Consider the following 15084-nt stretch of genomic DNA (forward strand, 5'->3'; position numbering starts at 1 on the left):
TCAGCCGCCCACGTACTCCCGCAGGTGGCGGGCCGTCAGCGTGTCGCTCTTCTCGACCAGTTGGGCCGGGGTGCCCTCGAAGACGACGTGTCCGCCGTCGTGGCCCGCGCCGGGGCCGAGGTCGATCAGCCAGTCGGCGTGGGCCATGACGGCCTGGTGGTGCTCGATGACGACGACCGTGTTGCCCGCCTCGACGAGACGGTCGAGGAGGGCGAGGAGCTTGTCGACGTCGGCGAGGTGGAGGCCGGTGGTCGGCTCGTCGAGGACGTAGACGGCGCCCTTCTCCGCCATGTGGATGGCGAGCTTGAGACGCTGGCGCTCGCCGCCGGAGAGGGTGTTGAGGGGCTGGCCGAGACGGAGGTAGCCGAGGCCGACGTCCTGGAGGCGGCCGAGGATCGTACGGGCCTGGCTCTTCGTCGTGAAGAAGTCGTACGCCTCCTCGATCGACAGGGACAGGACCTCGTGGATGTTCTTGCCGTTCAGCCGGTAGGTGAGGACCTCGGGAGTGAACCGCTTGCCCTCGCACTCCTCGCAGACCGAGGCCACACCGGCCGCGATGGCCAGGTCGGTGTAGACGAGCCCGAGGCCGTTGCAGCGCGGGCAGGCGCCTTCCGAGTTGGCGCTGAAGAGGGCCGGCTTGACGCCGTTGGCCTTGGCGAAGGCCGTTCGGATCGGGCCGAGCAGCCCGGTGTACGTCGCCGGGTTCGAGCGGCGCGACCCGCGGATGGGGGACTGGTCGGCGACGACGACCCCGTCGCGGCCCGGCAGGTTGCCGTGGATGAGGGAGGACTTGCCGGAGCCGGCCACGCCCGTGACCACGGTGAGGACGCCGGTCGGGATGTCGACGCTCACGTCCTTGAGGTTGTGCTGGGTGGCGCCGGTGATCGCGAGGGCGCCGGTGGGGGTCCGTACCTCCGTCCGGAGCTTCGCCCGGTGGGCGAGGTGGTCGCCGGTGAGGGTGCCGGAGGTGCGGAGCCCCGGCACGTTCCCGCTGTAGCAGATCTCGCCGCCGGCGGCCCCGGCCCTGGGCCCGAGGTCCACGACGTGGTCGGCGATCTCGATGACCTCGGGCTTGTGCTCGACGACGAGGACGGTGTTGCCCTTGTCGCGCAGCCGCAGGAGGAGGTCGTTCATGCGCCGGACGTCGTGCGGGTGGAGTCCGGTGGTCGGCTCGTCGAAGACGTACGTGACGTCGGTGAGCGGGGAGCCGAGGTGGCGGACCATCTTCACGCGCTGGGCCTCGCCGCCGGAGAGCGTGCCGGAGGACCGGTCGAGGGAGAGGTAGCCGAGGCCGATCTCGACGAGCGAGTCGAGCAGCTCGCGCAGACCGGCGAGGAGCGGGGCGACGGAGGGGTCGTCGATCCGACGGACGAACGCGGCGAGGTCGCTGATCTGCATGGCGGAGCACTCGGCGATGTTCACCCCGTCGATACGGGAGGACAGCGCGGCCCGGGTGAGCCGGGCGCCCTCGCACTCGGGGCAGGTGCGGAAGCCGACCGCCCGGTCGACGAAGGCCTTGATGTGGGCCTGGAGTGACTCCCGGTCCTTGGCGAGGAAGAGCCGCTGGACCTTCGGCACCAGGCCTTCGTAGGTGAAGGTGTTGCTGCCGACCTTCACCTTGCAGGACGGCCTGTGGAGGAAGTCCTCCCACTCCTGCTCGGTGAAGTCCGCGAGCTTCTTGTCGGCGTCGTAGAAACCGGACTCGGCCATGATCCGCCAGTACCAGGAGTCCACGGCGAAGTTGGGGACGGTGATCGCGCCCTCGTTGAGGGACTTGGACCGGTCGACGAGCTCGTCGACGTCGATGTCCGAGATCTCGCCCGCGCCCTCGCAGCGCGGGCACATGCCCTCGGGCAGGTTGAAGCTGAAGGCGCCGGAGGTGCCGACGTGCGGGGTGCCGAGGCGGCTGAAGACGATCCGCAGCATCGTGTACGCGTCGGTGGCGGTGCCCACGGTGGAGCGGGAGTTGGCGCCCATCCGCTCCTGGTCGACGACGATCGCCGCGCTCAGGTTGTGCAGTCCGTCCACGTCGGGGCGGGCGAGGGACGGCATGAAGGACTGGAGGAAGGCGCTGTAGGTCTCGTTGATGAGGCGCTGCGACTCGGCGGCGATGGTGCCGAAGACGAGGGAGGACTTCCCGGAGCCGGAGACTCCGGTGAAGACGGTGAGGCGGCGCTTGGGAAGGTCGACGTCGACGTTCCTGAGGTTGTTCTCCCGGGCCCCGCGGACCTGGATGACGTGGTGGCTGTCCGCTGCGACGGGGTGGTTCATGCGTGCGCCCTCCGATGGTCTGCCTGCTTGCCGGGGAAGGGTACTCTATACAACGTATAAAATAAGTGGGACCGGCTCTGACCTGCGGCGATCCGGATATCTCGAACGGAACGGAACGGAACGACATGGCGGCGGCGAAGGGGAAGAACAGCAGCGGCGCGGGCGATCCGGCGCGCACCCTGGAACTCCTGTGGCGCGACGGCTCGGCCGCCCCCGCGGGGCGCCGGGGCCCCCGGCAGGGCCTCACCGTCGACGCGGTCGTCGACGCCGCCCTCGCCCTCGCGGACGCCGGCGGACTCGACGCGCTGACCATGCGGGCGGTGGCGCAGCACCTCGGCGTGACCCCGATGACGCTCTACACCTACGTCCCCGGCAAGGCCGAGCTCCTCGACCTCATGCTCGACGCCGTCTTCCTGCGCATGGACCGGCCGCCGTTCCGCCCCGGAGAGCCCTGGCGCACCCGGCTCACGGCGGTCGCCGACGCGAACCGGGCACTGCACCTGCGCCACCCCTGGCTGGTCGAACTCCGCATCGTGCGCGCTCCGTTGGGGCCCGGTGTGATGACCAAGTACGAGTACGAACTCGGCGCCTTCGAAGGGCTCGGGCTCGACGACGTGTCCCGGGACTCCGCGCTGACGTACGTCCTCGGCTTCGTGCAGTCCGGGGCGCGGGCGGAGCTGGACGCGCGGGCCGTGGCGCGCGAGAGCGCGATGTCCGACGGGGAGTGGTGGGACGCCCACGAGCCCCTGCTCACCCGGGTCCTCGACGGGACCCGGTTCCCGCTGGCGGCGCGGGTGGGGGAGGCGGCGGCGGTCGCGTACGACGGCCTGTACGACGCGGAGCACGCGTACCGCTTCGGGCTCGGCAGGGTGCTGGACGGGCTGGAGGCGCTGGGGGAGCGGCAGCCCGTCCCGTAGGGGAGCGGCAGCCCGTCCCGTAGGGAGGCTGCAGCCCGTCCCGTAGGGAGGCGGTAACCCGCCCCGATCCCCTGTCTTCGGGTCTGGCTCAGGCGCGCGGCCGGGCTGTCCTCGGGTCCGGCTTCAGGCGCGCAGCCGGAGCAGCTCCCGTACGCCCGCCTTCAGGCGGTCCGCCGACAGCTCCTGGTCGACCGACAGGTGGTGCATGAGGTCCGGGGAGAACGGCGCGAGCGCCAGATGGGCGAGGAGCGCGCTGTCGGACCCGGGCAGGAGTTGCCCGATGAGCAGGGCCACATGCGTGTGCATCACCCGGTACGCGCCGCTGAGGTAGCGTCCGCGCGGCGCGGCGGAGTGCGCGGCGAGCAGGATCTCGCGCTGCTCGCCGACCCGGTCGACGAGGGCGTCGAGGAAGGCGTCGAGCCGCTCGGCGGCGGGCGCGCCGGGGCCCAGGGGCGGCGGCCCGCTCATGTACGCCTCCTGGAACCGGCGCTCGCGGTCGTCGAGGAGCGCCCACAGGAGCTGGGAGACATCGCCGAAGCGTCGGTAGACGGTGCCGACGCCGATGCCGCTGGCGTGGGCGACCTGGTTCATGGTGACGGCGTCGGGGCCGTCCTCCGCGACGATCCGGGCGGCGGCGTCGAGGATCTTGCGCCGGTTGCGGGCCGCGTCGGCGCGCTCGGGGACGGGGGCGCCGACGGTGGGCAGCAGGCCGAGGGGAGGCGCCGTCGCGCCGGCGGCCTGCGGGTTCTCCGTGCTCATCTGTCGGCTCCTCTGTCCTTCGTACGGGTCGGCCCGTATCCCCCGCTCCGGTCGCCACCGGTCATTCCCGGTCATTCCCGGTCGTTCGTCGTACTGAGCATACCGGCTCCCCTTGCTAAACGGATATCGATCCGTTTAGCCTCGTGGCATCGAAACGGAAAGTAATCCGGTTGAGGGGAATCGTCATGTCCGTCAAGGTCGCCGTCATCTACTACTCCGCCACGGGAACCGTCCACCAGCTCGCCCAGGCCGTCGCCGAGGGCGCCGAGAAGACCGGCGCCGAGGTGCGCCTGCGCCGGGTGCCCGAACTCGCCCCCGACACCGCCATCGACGCGAACCCGGCCTGGCGCGCCCATCTGGACGCCACCGGTGACGTGGAGGTCGCCACGCTGGACGACCTGGAGTGGGCGGACGCGTACGCGCTCGGCTCCCCGACCCGCTTCGGCAACGTGGCCGCGCAGCTGAAGCAGTACGTCGACACCACCGGCGGGCTCTGGCAGCGGGGCGTCATGGCGGACAAGCCCGCGACCGCCTTCACCAGCGCGCACAACCCGCACGGCGGCAACGAGTCGACACTCCTCGCGCTCTACAACACCTTCCACCACTGGGGCTCGGTCATCGTCTCGCCCGGCTTCACCGACCCGTCGGTGTACGCGGCCGGCGGCAACCCCTACGGCACCGCGCACCCGGGCTCCCACGGCGCCCCCGACGAGAACGTCCTCCAGGCCGCCCGCTACCAGGGCGCACGCCTCACGAGGATCGCGAAGCGCCTGAGGGGTCTCGCGGACGACTGACCCGGTGGGGTCGCGGGGAACAGGAGCTAAGGGGACGCGGCGGAGTGCGGGGTCACCTGTCGGGGGCGACCTGTCCGACCCGTCACTCCTGCCTCGGTCCCGTCTCGTCGATCGGGCGGATGACCACCGGGTACTCCGGTGCCCCGGCCGGCTGGGGGCAGCGGGCGACCCGGGCGGCGATCTCCGTCACGCGCTCGAGCGAGGCGCAGTCCAGGACCCAGTAGCCCGCGATGACCTCCTTCGTCTCCGCGTACGGGCCGTCCGTGACCAGCGGTTCGCCGTTTCCGTCGAGCGTCACGAACCGGGTCGTGGACGGGGCGGCGAGGCCCTGGCCGTCGATCATCTCGCCGGACGCCGACAGCTCCTCGTTGATCGCGTTCATGTGGTCGAACATCGCCGTGAGGTCCGCCTTGCTCCAGGCCGGACTGCTCGGGGCGGGGCGGCCCACCATGGCCTCGTAGTCAGCCTCCGCGCCCTGCACCATTACCAGATACTTCATGACGTCCTCCTCGTGTGCGTCACTGCCTCTCGCAGGACAGTCGGAGCCGGGGGCCCGTTCTCGACACCGCGCGGGCGGCGACCGTAAAAACGGGAGAAATCACCCGACCGCACCATGATTCAGGGGTGAACGCCTTCAGCTTCTCCGCCGCCTTCATCACCTTCTTCTCCGTCGTCGGCCCCCCGAAGGTCCTTCTCGCCTTCGCCGGCCTCGCGCAGGTCCACCCCGCCCGCCAGCTGCGGACCATCGCCCTGATCTCCTCCGGCGCGGCCGTCCTCGTCGGCCTCGTCACCGGCATCACCGCCCCGTGGCTGCTGGACCTCTTCCACATCAGCACCCCCGCGCTCCAGCTCGCGGGCGGCGTCATCTTCTTCCTCTACGCCGTCGGGCTCGTCCTCGGTCTCCACCTCGGCTCCACCACCACCCACCAGGACGCCCCCGACCTGGTCAGCGGTGTGCGCGAGCTGCTCATGCCGTACGTGGTGAGCCCGCTCGCCATGACCGCCGTACTCATCGAGGCGGCGGCCCGCGACTCCTTCAGCTGGCGCTCCACGGTCGTCGGCGCGTACGTGTCCGTCATCGCCCTCGACGTGATCTGCGTGCTGCTCCTCACCCGGGTCCTGCGCCGCACCCACCACGCCATGATCGAGCTCCTCGGCCGCCTGCTCGGCCTGCTGCTCGCGGCGGTCGGCGTCGACCTGGTCCTCGACGGCCTCTCGGACCTGGGCGTCCCGGGCCTGTACACCCGCCACTGAGGCGAGTTCGCCACCCCTACGGATTCAGCAGCTGGTCGGCGACGTGGGTACGGGCGTAGAGGACGGAACGCCCGCTGCGGTGGGCGGTCACCAGGCCGGCGTTCCGCAGGGCGATGAGGTGCTGGGACACCCCGGCCGGGGACAGACCGCACTGCGCGGCGAGTCGGGTGGTGGAGGCGGGGGTGTCGAGTTCGGTGAGCAGCAGGGTCCGGGAGCGCCCGAGGACGGCGGCGACGGCCTCGGTCGCACCGGTGGTGCGGGGCTCCCATACGGAGCCGAACCCGCGCGCCGGATAGGCGAGTTGGGGAGGGTCCGGATGGACGGACCGGGTGAGGACCCGGGGCCACGCGAAGACGGAGGGGACGAGCAGCAGCCCGGAGCCGGCCTGGTCGCGGCTGAGCGCACAGTGACGCCGTACGAGCCGCAGGGTGCCGTCGTCCCACCGTACGGTCTCGTGGAGTTCGCCCAGGACCCGCGCGGAACCGTGTTCGGCGACCTGGCGGGCCCGGTGGAAGACATCCGCCTCCAGGACCTGCTGGATCCGGGCCCAGTAAGGGGCGAGGGCGAGTTCCCAGTACGTCTCGATCTCGTCGGTGACCTTCGGAAGGGCGGCGGCGGGATCGTCGCGCAGCAGACGCGCCCTGGCCCCGGCCCCCGCTTCCCTCCCCAGCATGTCGAGGTCGTCCCGTACCTGACCGGCGGGCGTGCGGCGGATGGCGTCGAGTTCGGCTCCCAGGGCGGGGAAGGGTCCGGCGGGGGTGGGGTTGAGGAAGTCGGCGAGGTAGCCGTCGGCGGGCACGAGCGCGGCGAGCCAGCCCCGGTCGAGCCCGGCCCGCGCGATCCGTGGCCGGACCTGGTCGGCCCAGCGCCGATGGGGCGCGGAGTCGGGGCGGCGGACGAGGAGCCGGTAGCTGGTCACGACCTCCCACATGGGGGAGACGGCGAAGCGGGTCTGGGCGAGATCGGCGGCGGAGAAGCTGAGCCCGGATTCCACAGGTTCCACGTCCTAGGTGCGGGGGCGGGGCGGGAGGCGAGGGAGCCGATCGCCGAGGGAGCCCCTGTCCGAGGGACGTGATCCGATACCCACCCACGAGATCGGATTCGGTCTGAGCTTAATCAATGGAGGGCGGCGGCAGGGTTCCCGCAGTCTCCTCCCATGTCCGCATCCCTGGCGTCACGCATCCCGTCCTCCTTCCGCGACCTCCCGCCCGTCGTCTGGACGCTCTTCGCCGGAACGGTCGTCAACCGCCTCGGCTACCTCGTCACCCCGTTCCTCGTCTTCTTCCTCGCCTCGCGCGGAGTGACCGGGACCGAGACCTCGTACGTCCTCGGTGCCCTCGGCGCGGGCAACCTCGTCGGCCCCGCCGTCGGCGGCATCCTCGCCGACCGCATCGGGCGCCGCCCCACCATGCTCATCGGCCTGATCGGCGCGTCGGCCGCGCAGGGCGCGCTCTTCCTCGCGCCCGGGGTGTGGACGATGGCCGCGGCGGCGCTGCTGATCAGCGCGGCGGGCAGCACGGTCTCGCCGGCGGCGTACGCGCTCCTCGCGGACGCCGTCGACAGCGAGCGCCGGCAGCGCGCGTACGCCCTCTTCGGCTGGGGCGTGAACATCGGCACCGCCGTCGCGGGCATCCTCGGCGGCTACCTGGCGGCCCGGGGCTACTGGCTCCTGTTCGCCGTCGACGCGGGCGCGATGCTCGCGTACGCCCTGGTCGTCGTGTTCCGCCTGCCGGAGCCGAAGCGCACGACGGCCGGGCGCAACCCCGAGGGCAGGCCCGGGGAGCGGAAGGACGGCATCGGCTACGGAGTGGTCCTGCGCGACCGCCTCGCGCTGCTCCTGCTTCCGCTCTTCGGCGTCCAGCTCTTCGTGTACTCGCTGACCGAGGTCGCCCTGCCGCTCGCCATCCGCGACAGCGGCCTCTCACCGGCGGTGTACGGGGCGATGGCGGCGGTCAACGCCGTCCTGGTCGTGGCCCTGCAGCCCTTCGCGACGTCCTGGCTGGCCCGGTTCCCGCGGCTGGCGGTGCAGGGCGCGGGCAGCACGCTGATCGCCCTGGGAGTGGCACTCACCGGCCTGGCCGACGGCGTCGCCGGGTACGCGGTGTCGGTCGTCGTCTGGTCCCTGGGCGAGGTCATGGTCGCCGGGATCGCCGCCGGGGTCATCGCCGACCTGGCCCCGGCCCACGCCAGGGGCCGCTACCAGGGAGCGTTCAGCTGGACCTGGGGAACGGCCCGCTTCGCGGCCCTCACCCTGGGCGTCGCGACCTACACGACGCTGAGCCCGACGGTCCTGTGGTGGACCGCCCTGGCGGCGGGAACGGTCACGGCGGCGGCGACGGTGGCCCTGAGGACCCGGGTCGAGACCCGAACGGCCCACGAACTGGCGGCGTGAACGAACGCGCTACCTCCCCTCGGCAAGGGTGTGGGCCACGAGCGCGTTGGCGTGCCCGTGGCCCAGTCCGTGCTCGGCCTTCAACCAGGACACGAGCTCCATGTGCTGGGTGAGCGGCGAGGAACGGACGAGCTCCTGCCACTCGGAGACCGGGCGCCCGTACTTCTTCTCGATGGAGGGGAAGTAACTGGCGGGACCCTTGACGACGTTCTCGGCCATGGAGCTCTCCTGGGCGCGGGGGCGGGCGGGGCAGTGCGACGAAGGACAAGACTCCCGCCCACCCGAGAACTCATCGCCGCCGCACTCAATCCCGTCGGATGTGCTCAGGATCGATGTGCCGCCGCACCATCGGCACGGAGGCGAGCGCGGCCACGCACAGCACCCCCAGCGCACAGGCGACCAGCAACGGCAACCCCTCCCAGTCCCAGTGCACCGCCCCACCCCCGGTGATCAGATAACTGGACTCGGCCAACCACCCGGTGACGATCGCCGCCCCCAACCCCACCCCCAAGGGCAACACCACCTGCACCACCTGCACCACCCGCAACGTCCCAGCCCGAGCCCCCAACAACACGAGCGCAGCCACCTGCCCCCGCCGCTCCAGGGCCCGATCAGCCACGGACACCACAAACGCAGCAACCCCGATGACAAGCCCGAGCACCATCCCGACAGCCAGAAGACTGCGGATGACGGTGAGCTGAGCCAGCGAGTCGATGACGATCCCGACGGGATCGACACCGGCGGTGGGCGCGACGGCCCCGATGCCGTCGAGAACGGAACGGATGGTGGCGGGGTCGGCGTCACTGACGAGAACGAGGTTGCCTTCGAGCAGACTCACTCCAGGAGGGAGGAACGACGGCGGAATGAGGAGGCTGGGTCCGGCGAACTCAGAGGGTTGATGGGCTCGAACCGAGACACTCCCCTGGGGGACCGTCACGTCCAACTTTCGGCCATTGCTGAGCAAGAACGGAAAGCTTCTTCCCACCACGGCTTCGGCGTCTGTGGAGAAGTTCTGGTCCCGGATCCGTAGCACCTTGCTCTCGACACACCCCTCCGCCCTTTCGACGAAGACAACCAGTTGCTGACAAGTGGCCACTACGGCATACGTTTGCGGAGTCTCGTCATCAGGTGACGCCTGCCATGAGGGTGAAGACATCCCGTGGGCGCGCACGCCCGCAAGCCGGGCGACCTCAGCACGCTGACGTTCACTCAGGTGGGCAAACGGAAGGGTGTACTCCTGGACAGGACTTGTGCGACGGCTCACTTGGTCCACTTCAACGAGCACACCTTGGGTGAGCGATGCTCCGAATACCAGCAGTACGAGCCCAGTGACCACGCGCAACGATGACCCGGGTTCGACCTCCGTGCGCCGCATCGCCAGCGCCATCGACAGCGACTTCGAAACCGCCGCCAGTCGCCGCGCCAGCCACGCAGTGATCGGTGCCAGGCCGAATACAAGTCCCAGTCCGGTCAAGAGCACCGCACCAGGTACCAACACGGAATTGGCCGAACCCCCCGACGGGTCCCGTCCCAACACACTCAGCACGCAGTATCCGCCGATGACGCCGATCCCCGGCACCAACAACAGCACCCCCCACTTCCTTGGGGGCTGACGTTCACCTGTCCGCCGCACACTGATGGGTGTCAGAGCGGCACGCCTCGCACTGCCCTGTCCCACCATCCATGCGAGCGCCGGGCACCCCAGCAGGCATACGGCAAGGGTCCATCCCGAGGGCCGACCGTCCGCCGGATACCAATGCAGCCCAGGCAGCCCTACCCGTGCCATGACCTCGTTGACGCCGAAGTACCCGAGGATCCCGAGCACGGCCCCACACAGAGCGGCGGTAACGCTTTCTCCAGCGTTTACTCGCAGTGTGTCCTTCGCGCTGAGTCCGACAAGCCGCAGAGCGGCAAGCCGACGGGCACGGGACTCTCCGGAGAGCCGCGCGCACACGGAGAGGAAAATGACGAGGGGGAGCAGCACGATGCACCCGAGGGTGAACCGGAGAATGCTGAGGGTCGACGGCTCAACCACTGTCCGCCACGGTCGGCCCGTGCCGAATCCGCCTAGTTCTTCTGCTTCGGTCAGCTCGTCCGGAGTGGTGCCGATATAGGCATACAGATCTTCGGTGTCCCCCAACCCCTCCGGTGCGATGGTGCCGATGACACGGCCGGGAACAAGACCGGCAGTCCTCGGATTGGCAGCCAGAATCTCGGCAAGTTTGGGCGAGACGATCGCCTCGCCGGCTTCGGGAAGCTTCCCGATGCCCGGAGGCACAGGAACACGCCCAGGGCCCGTCCGGGCGAGGAAAACACGGTGAAGCGGCTGCGCCCCGTACGGATCACGAAACTCTTGGTAGAGGAAATCGCTTGCGCCTTGCCTCGGTTCACGGGCGGCTGTGCGCGTGTCATGAGCAGTGAGGATCGACGGGATGGTGAGTACTGCGGCGAGGCACGCCACGCCGAGGGCCGAACCGAGTGTCATCAAAAGGAATCGTGCTCGTCCTCGGCGCCCGCTGCCCCACAGCAGACGCATACCGAGGACAAACGCGTTCACACTGCCACCCGTTGAGTGATGACACCGTCCGCCATCGTGTACTGCGTATCGGCCTTGGCAGCCACGTCGGCATCGTGGGTGACGATGACCACGGCAGTCTTCTGGCGTCGCGCCAGATGGAGGAACTCGTCCAGCACAGCAGCAGCGTTGGCACTGTCGAGCGCCCCGGTCGGCTCGTCCGCGAACACCACGTCCGGCCGGTGGACCAGAGCCCGTGCCACCGCAACGCGCTGACTCTGGCCACCCGACAACTTGGAGGTCCTGCGCCGCAGCAGATCGCCCATCCCGAGCCGCACCAGCACCTGGGCCGCCATCACGTGGGCATGAGCCTTGCTGATCCCGGCGAGCCGGAGGGGAAGTGCCGCGTTCTCCTCGACGGTCAACTCCGGCAACAGCTCGCCGTACTGGAAGACGAAGCCGAGGCGCGTACGGCGCAGGGCGCTCAACTCGCCGTCGGGGAGGGTGGAGAGTCGTACCCCGTCGAAGGTCACGAAGCCGCTGGTAGGGGGAAGAACCCCGGCGAGGCAGTACAGCAGCGATGACTTTCCGGACCCGCTGCTGCCCATGATGGCGGCTACTTCGCCGCGCTTCAGCGTGAAATCGGCGCTACTGACGGCTTGTTCGGTGCCGTAGAAGAGGTCCACGCCGTCCGCGCGGAGAATAACGTCCATCGTGGTCCGCACTCTCTATAAGGGGGGAGCCACTGGTTGACGGTGGCTCCCCAACCGGTGACTGCTAGCGCGTGAAGGCTCGAATCGGCGAGCAGTTGTTCGGTCGAAGCGCACCCCGGTCCCGGCATACGCGCATGTCCGCTGAATTCGTGTAACGAGTTGCGCCGTCGTGGACAGCGTCCTCCAGGTTCACGGTGCGCTTCTGAATCCCCTTGAATCGCTGCCATCCGTAGGAGTGCGCACGCACCTCCAGGTAGATGTTGTGACCGTCGTTGTGGTCACCGTCCCGCAGCGCACCTTTGAAGCGGAACCCGCCGTGCCTCACCCCGGCGGGTTCCCACCTGTACTTCACCTTCTCGAAGTGGGCGCCCCCGGTGGTGAGTGGGTCGGCGAGGGTATGCCACGAGTCCGCAACCGCCACCCCCATCCCCCCGAAGAACAGCCCCGCTGCCGCCACTGCCGTAGCGAACTTCCTCATGGATAACCCCTGTTTGGTTGGCCTACCGGTCATCACAGAAAGTATCGGCATCACTACACACCGGTGCCCGCAGTAACGTCCCTCCGTCCCATCGCCCCCCGATCCGGTGAACGCGGCTTTCGCGGACCGCGACCAGCGCACCTTCGCGCGCCCGTCAGCGGCCGGGGGACCAGCGGTGTTTCCTCCTCTCGCCTCGGTCGCGCCGACGTCAACCTGCGTCGCGATCCGCTCCGGATCCGCCAGGACCGGCGTCGTCATCGACGCGAGGCGGCCGGGCCCGGCAAGGGGGGGCGGAACGGGCGGGCTGCTCGAAGGCCGGCCGTCAGGTGGGGACAGCGCACCGGGTTCCCGAGGAGTGATCACCGGTGCGCCTGCGTCAGGGAAGGCGTCCGGGCCCCCAAAGATGCGCGCATGCGCTCTCTCTCCCCCTCCTCCCCGCTCAGCCGTGCCCTCGTCCCCTTCGCGGCCGCCGTCGCCCTCCTCGGTACGGCCGGATCCTCCGTAGCCGGCGCGGTGGAGGCCTGTGGTTCGGTCATCACCGCCCCGCTCGCCCGGCCCGCGTCCGCCGACGATCCCTGTCCGAGTGCCGACCCGGTCGTATGCCGGATCCGCGTCCTGCCGATGGACGAGAAGGTCGAGGCGCAGCGGACCCGGATGCGCTACCACGGGCTCCTGGAGGACATGCGGCGTACGGAGGTCGTCATGCGCGAGGCGGGGGCCACGGACGAGGAGGTCGCTCGCGAGCTGGTCGACATGCGGAACCAGGCCAAGGAGGTCACCCGCGCCGGTATGACTCCGCAGGAGGTACGGATCCTGGAGGAGCGGAACATGGCCACGTACGGAAACCCCCTCGGCCCCACCGCTGACCAGCTCTACGCCAAGTACGGATCCTGGCAGCGGGTGACCGACGCGTCGATGCGGACCAGTTACGCCGTCGACCGCGAGCTCAGCCTCGAGTACCGCCCCTGCCCTGTGTAGGCGCATACGCCGGAGGGCCGGACCGCGTCGAGCGGTTCGGCCCTCCGGCGTACAGGCGTATAGACGTAGAGCGGTCCGCGCACGCACGCGCGTACGGGTGCTACTCGGCGCTGTCAGGGGCCGCCGGGGTGACCCACTCGACGAGCTGGATGACGACGCCGTTGGGGTCGGTCAGCTGGAACAGGCGCTCTCCCCACGGCTCTTCGCGCAGCGGCATCGTGATCGGGGCGCCCGCCTCGCGCAGGCGGGTTTCCTCCGCCGCGAGGTCGGTGACGGTGAACGCCAGGATCAGTCCGGCCGCCTGCTGGTCGCGCTGCTCGGGCGGGAGGACGTCGGTGCCGCGCCGGAGCAGCACGATGTCGACCGCGGCGTCCTCGCGGGTCAGCGAGGCGAAGCCGTCGGCGGCCATGGCCACCTGGTAGCCGAGGTGGGTGGTGAGGAACTCCCGGGAGGCGTCCACGTCGGCGACGGTGAGGGAGAGGGTGGAGGTAGAGACGTTCAAGGCTGCGGCTCCTCGACGGGTGGACCTACGGGCGGCTGGTGCTGGTGCTGGTGTGGCTGAGACGCATTCTGTGTGGTGCGTGCGGTGCCTGAAACGCCGTGCGGCGCGGTACTGCGCGGGGTACTGGGCGCGGCGCGCGTCAGTACGTGCGGCGCGGCGCCTGGAACCTGGTGCGGGTGGGCGCCTGGCGGTGGCCGGTGCGCGGCAGCTCGCGGGCCGGACGCGGGGTGCCGGACACCGGACCGGCCTCCTGGGTGGCGGCGAGCTTGACGGTGGGGAACGGGGTGCTGGGGGAGGTGAAGGAGCGGTTCTGGCTTCGCATACGCGGTCTCCGGGGCTCGTCCTGCAGGGGGCGCTTTTTGCAACGGACATAACTTTACGCACGACGCAACGAGTGCGTCAAGCGTAAACTTGCGCTCAGTGTAAGATTCGCCCATGGGTATCGAGAGCATGGGACTCCGCGAGTCCAAGAAGCAGGAGACCAGGCAGCTGATCTCCGACCACGCCACCCGGCTCTTCATCGAGCAGGGCTTCGAGCAGACGACCATCGCCGAGATCGCCACAGCGGCCCGCGTCGCCAAGAAGACGGTCACCAACTACTTCCCGCGGAAGGAGGACCTGGCCCTCGACCACCACGAGGCGTTCACCGCCGGCCTGGCCGCCGCGGTCGCCGACCGGCCCGCCGGGGAGTCGGCGCTCACCGTGCTGCGACGGGAGTTCGCCGCCGCGGTGGAGCAGTGCAACCCCGTCGCGGGGTTCGCCGGCCCGGCGTTCGCCCGCATGATCGCCGAGAGTCCGACCCTGACGGCCCGCCTGCGTGAACTGCACGACCAGCGCGAGGAGGCTCTCGCCGCGGCCCTCGCGGACATCGCCCCCGCCGACGCCCCGCCCATCGCCCCCCGGGCCGCAGCCGCACTCCTCGGGGCCGCGCACCGGCTGCTGTTCCAGCGCATCCAGGAACTCACCCTGGCCGGCGAGCCCGACGAACGGATCGCGGCCACCGTGGCCGAGGAGGCCACGTACGTCTTCGACCTCCTCGCCACCGGCCTCGAAGCCCACCCGCCCACGGAAGCCTGACGCGGCGAGAGCCGGCAGGACATCGGTAACGGACCACTGACCGGCGCCGGACTGTCCCGGACAACGCCGAAGGGCCCCACCGCGAACGGTGGGGCCCTTCAACGAATTGCCCGGTGAGAGCAATGGCGGAGGATACGAGATTCGAACTCGTGAGGGGTTGCCCCCAACACGCTTTCCAAGCGTGCGCCCTAGGCCTCTAGGCGAATCCTCCGTCGCAGACATTACATGACCGGGGAGGGTGCTCGCGAACTCGATCCAGGTGGGGGCCGGTGGAGGGTTCCCGGTGGGGGAGGGGGTCGGGGGCGGGTTCGGGATCGGGTACGCTGGGCGGAGCCCCTCACGCGGTGCTATCTGACTGAACTCCCCCAGGGCCGGAAGGCAGCAAGGGTAGGTCGGCTCTGGCAGGTGCGTGGGGGGCGCTTGCGTTCCCGGGT

The 15084-nt window shown here is 70.2% G+C and carries 16 protein-coding genes, 1 tRNA gene and 1 other RNA gene; 7 read left to right on the forward strand and 11 right to left on the reverse strand.

Annotated elements, in window-relative coordinates; translation table 11 throughout:
- Positions 1-2271 (reverse strand): ATP-binding cassette domain-containing protein, encoded by a 2271-nt coding sequence (locus ACFWV2_RS23345; RefSeq protein WP_384407263.1) that lies wholly within the window; start codon positions 2269-2271, stop codon positions 1-3.
- Between the two features lie 125 nt (positions 2272-2396).
- On the opposite strand from ACFWV2_RS23345, the gene ACFWV2_RS23350 reads away from it, so the two are divergent.
- A complete protein-coding gene (locus tag ACFWV2_RS23350) occupies positions 2397-3188 on the forward strand; it encodes a TetR/AcrR family transcriptional regulator C-terminal domain-containing protein (RefSeq protein ID WP_384407265.1) in 792 nt (263 codons plus the stop codon).
- A 123-nt stretch (positions 3189-3311) separates the two neighbouring features.
- Here the strand turns inward: ACFWV2_RS23350 and ACFWV2_RS23355 are convergent, their stop codons facing one another.
- Positions 3312-3947 (reverse strand): TetR/AcrR family transcriptional regulator, encoded by a 636-nt coding sequence (locus tag ACFWV2_RS23355; RefSeq protein ID WP_384407267.1) that lies wholly within the window; start codon positions 3945-3947, stop codon positions 3312-3314.
- Positions 3948-4132: 185 nt separating this feature from the next.
- Here ACFWV2_RS23355 and wrbA point away from each other — a divergent pair, with 185 nt between their 5' ends.
- Positions 4133-4741 carry an NAD(P)H:quinone oxidoreductase gene (wrbA, locus tag ACFWV2_RS23360; protein ID WP_384407269.1) on the forward strand — a complete coding sequence of 203 codons (609 nt, stop codon included), beginning with the start codon at positions 4133-4135 and terminating at the stop codon, positions 4739-4741.
- A gap of 82 nt (positions 4742-4823) precedes the next feature.
- Here wrbA and ACFWV2_RS23365 read toward each other — a convergent pair whose 3' ends face one another.
- Entirely contained in the window at positions 4824-5240 is a 417-nt protein-coding gene (locus ACFWV2_RS23365; RefSeq protein WP_384407271.1) for a YciI family protein, read from the reverse strand.
- A gap of 125 nt (positions 5241-5365) precedes the next feature.
- Between ACFWV2_RS23365 and ACFWV2_RS23370 the strand changes: the two genes are divergently transcribed.
- Positions 5366-5995, forward strand: a complete 630-nt coding sequence (locus ACFWV2_RS23370; protein WP_384407273.1) for a MarC family protein — start codon at positions 5366-5368, stop codon at positions 5993-5995.
- A 16-nt stretch (positions 5996-6011) separates the two neighbouring features.
- Here ACFWV2_RS23370 and ACFWV2_RS23375 read toward each other — a convergent pair whose 3' ends face one another.
- Entirely contained in the window at positions 6012-6989 is a 978-nt protein-coding gene (locus ACFWV2_RS23375) for a DUF5937 family protein (RefSeq protein ID WP_384407275.1), read from the reverse strand.
- A 162-nt stretch (positions 6990-7151) separates the two neighbouring features.
- Between ACFWV2_RS23375 and ACFWV2_RS23380 the strand changes: the two genes are divergently transcribed.
- On the forward strand, positions 7152-8387 hold the full coding sequence (locus ACFWV2_RS23380; RefSeq protein WP_384407277.1) for an MFS transporter: 1236 nt from the start codon (positions 7152-7154) through the stop codon (positions 8385-8387).
- Positions 8388-8396: 9 nt separating this feature from the next.
- Here the strand turns inward: ACFWV2_RS23380 and ACFWV2_RS23385 are convergent, their stop codons facing one another.
- From ACFWV2_RS23385 to ACFWV2_RS23400, 4 genes are all read right to left on the reverse strand, one after another.
- Entirely contained in the window at positions 8397-8606 is a 210-nt protein-coding gene (locus tag ACFWV2_RS23385) for a DUF4287 domain-containing protein (RefSeq protein WP_384407279.1), read from the reverse strand.
- An 85-nt stretch (positions 8607-8691) separates the two neighbouring features.
- On the reverse strand, positions 8692-10923 hold the full coding sequence (locus ACFWV2_RS23390; protein ID WP_384407382.1) for an FtsX-like permease family protein: 2232 nt from the start codon (positions 10921-10923) through the stop codon (positions 8692-8694).
- A gap of 17 nt (positions 10924-10940) precedes the next feature.
- Positions 10941-11615, reverse strand: coding sequence for an ABC transporter ATP-binding protein (locus ACFWV2_RS23395; RefSeq protein WP_384407281.1), 675 nt, complete (start codon positions 11613-11615; stop codon positions 10941-10943).
- A gap of 64 nt (positions 11616-11679) precedes the next feature.
- The gene (locus ACFWV2_RS23400; protein ID WP_384407283.1) at positions 11680-12093 is read right to left on the reverse strand and encodes a hypothetical protein; all 414 of its coding nucleotides are present in this window, start codon (positions 12091-12093) and stop codon (positions 11680-11682) included.
- A 411-nt stretch (positions 12094-12504) separates the two neighbouring features.
- Between ACFWV2_RS23400 and ACFWV2_RS23405 the strand changes: the two genes are divergently transcribed.
- On the forward strand, positions 12505-13071 hold the full coding sequence (locus ACFWV2_RS23405) for a hypothetical protein (RefSeq protein ID WP_384407285.1): 567 nt from the start codon (positions 12505-12507) through the stop codon (positions 13069-13071).
- Between the two features lie 100 nt (positions 13072-13171).
- Here ACFWV2_RS23405 and ACFWV2_RS23410 read toward each other — a convergent pair whose 3' ends face one another.
- Positions 13172-13573: a VOC family protein gene (locus ACFWV2_RS23410; RefSeq protein WP_384407287.1), complete on the reverse strand. Its 402-nt coding sequence runs from the start codon at positions 13571-13573 to the stop codon at positions 13172-13174.
- Between the two features lie 139 nt (positions 13574-13712).
- Positions 13713-13895 carry a hypothetical protein gene (locus ACFWV2_RS23415; RefSeq protein ID WP_384407289.1) on the reverse strand — a complete coding sequence of 61 codons (183 nt, stop codon included), beginning with the start codon at positions 13893-13895 and terminating at the stop codon, positions 13713-13715.
- 113 nt (positions 13896-14008) lie between these two features.
- On the opposite strand from ACFWV2_RS23415, the gene ACFWV2_RS23420 reads away from it, so the two are divergent.
- Positions 14009-14650: a TetR/AcrR family transcriptional regulator gene (locus ACFWV2_RS23420; RefSeq protein ID WP_384407291.1), complete on the forward strand. Its 642-nt coding sequence runs from the start codon at positions 14009-14011 to the stop codon at positions 14648-14650.
- Between the two features lie 123 nt (positions 14651-14773).
- Here ACFWV2_RS23420 and ACFWV2_RS23425 read toward each other — a convergent pair.
- Positions 14774-14861 (reverse strand) — tRNA-Ser (locus ACFWV2_RS23425).
- A 117-nt stretch (positions 14862-14978) separates the two neighbouring features.
- Here ACFWV2_RS23425 and ffs point away from each other — a divergent pair.
- Positions 14979-15077, forward strand: an RNA gene (ffs, locus tag ACFWV2_RS23430) — signal recognition particle sRNA small type.
- Positions 15078-15084 lie beyond the last annotated feature (7 nt).

The organism is Streptomyces sp. NPDC058671 (genome assembly GCF_042716475.1).
Classification (GTDB): Bacteria; Actinomycetota; Actinomycetes; order Streptomycetales; family Streptomycetaceae; genus Streptomyces.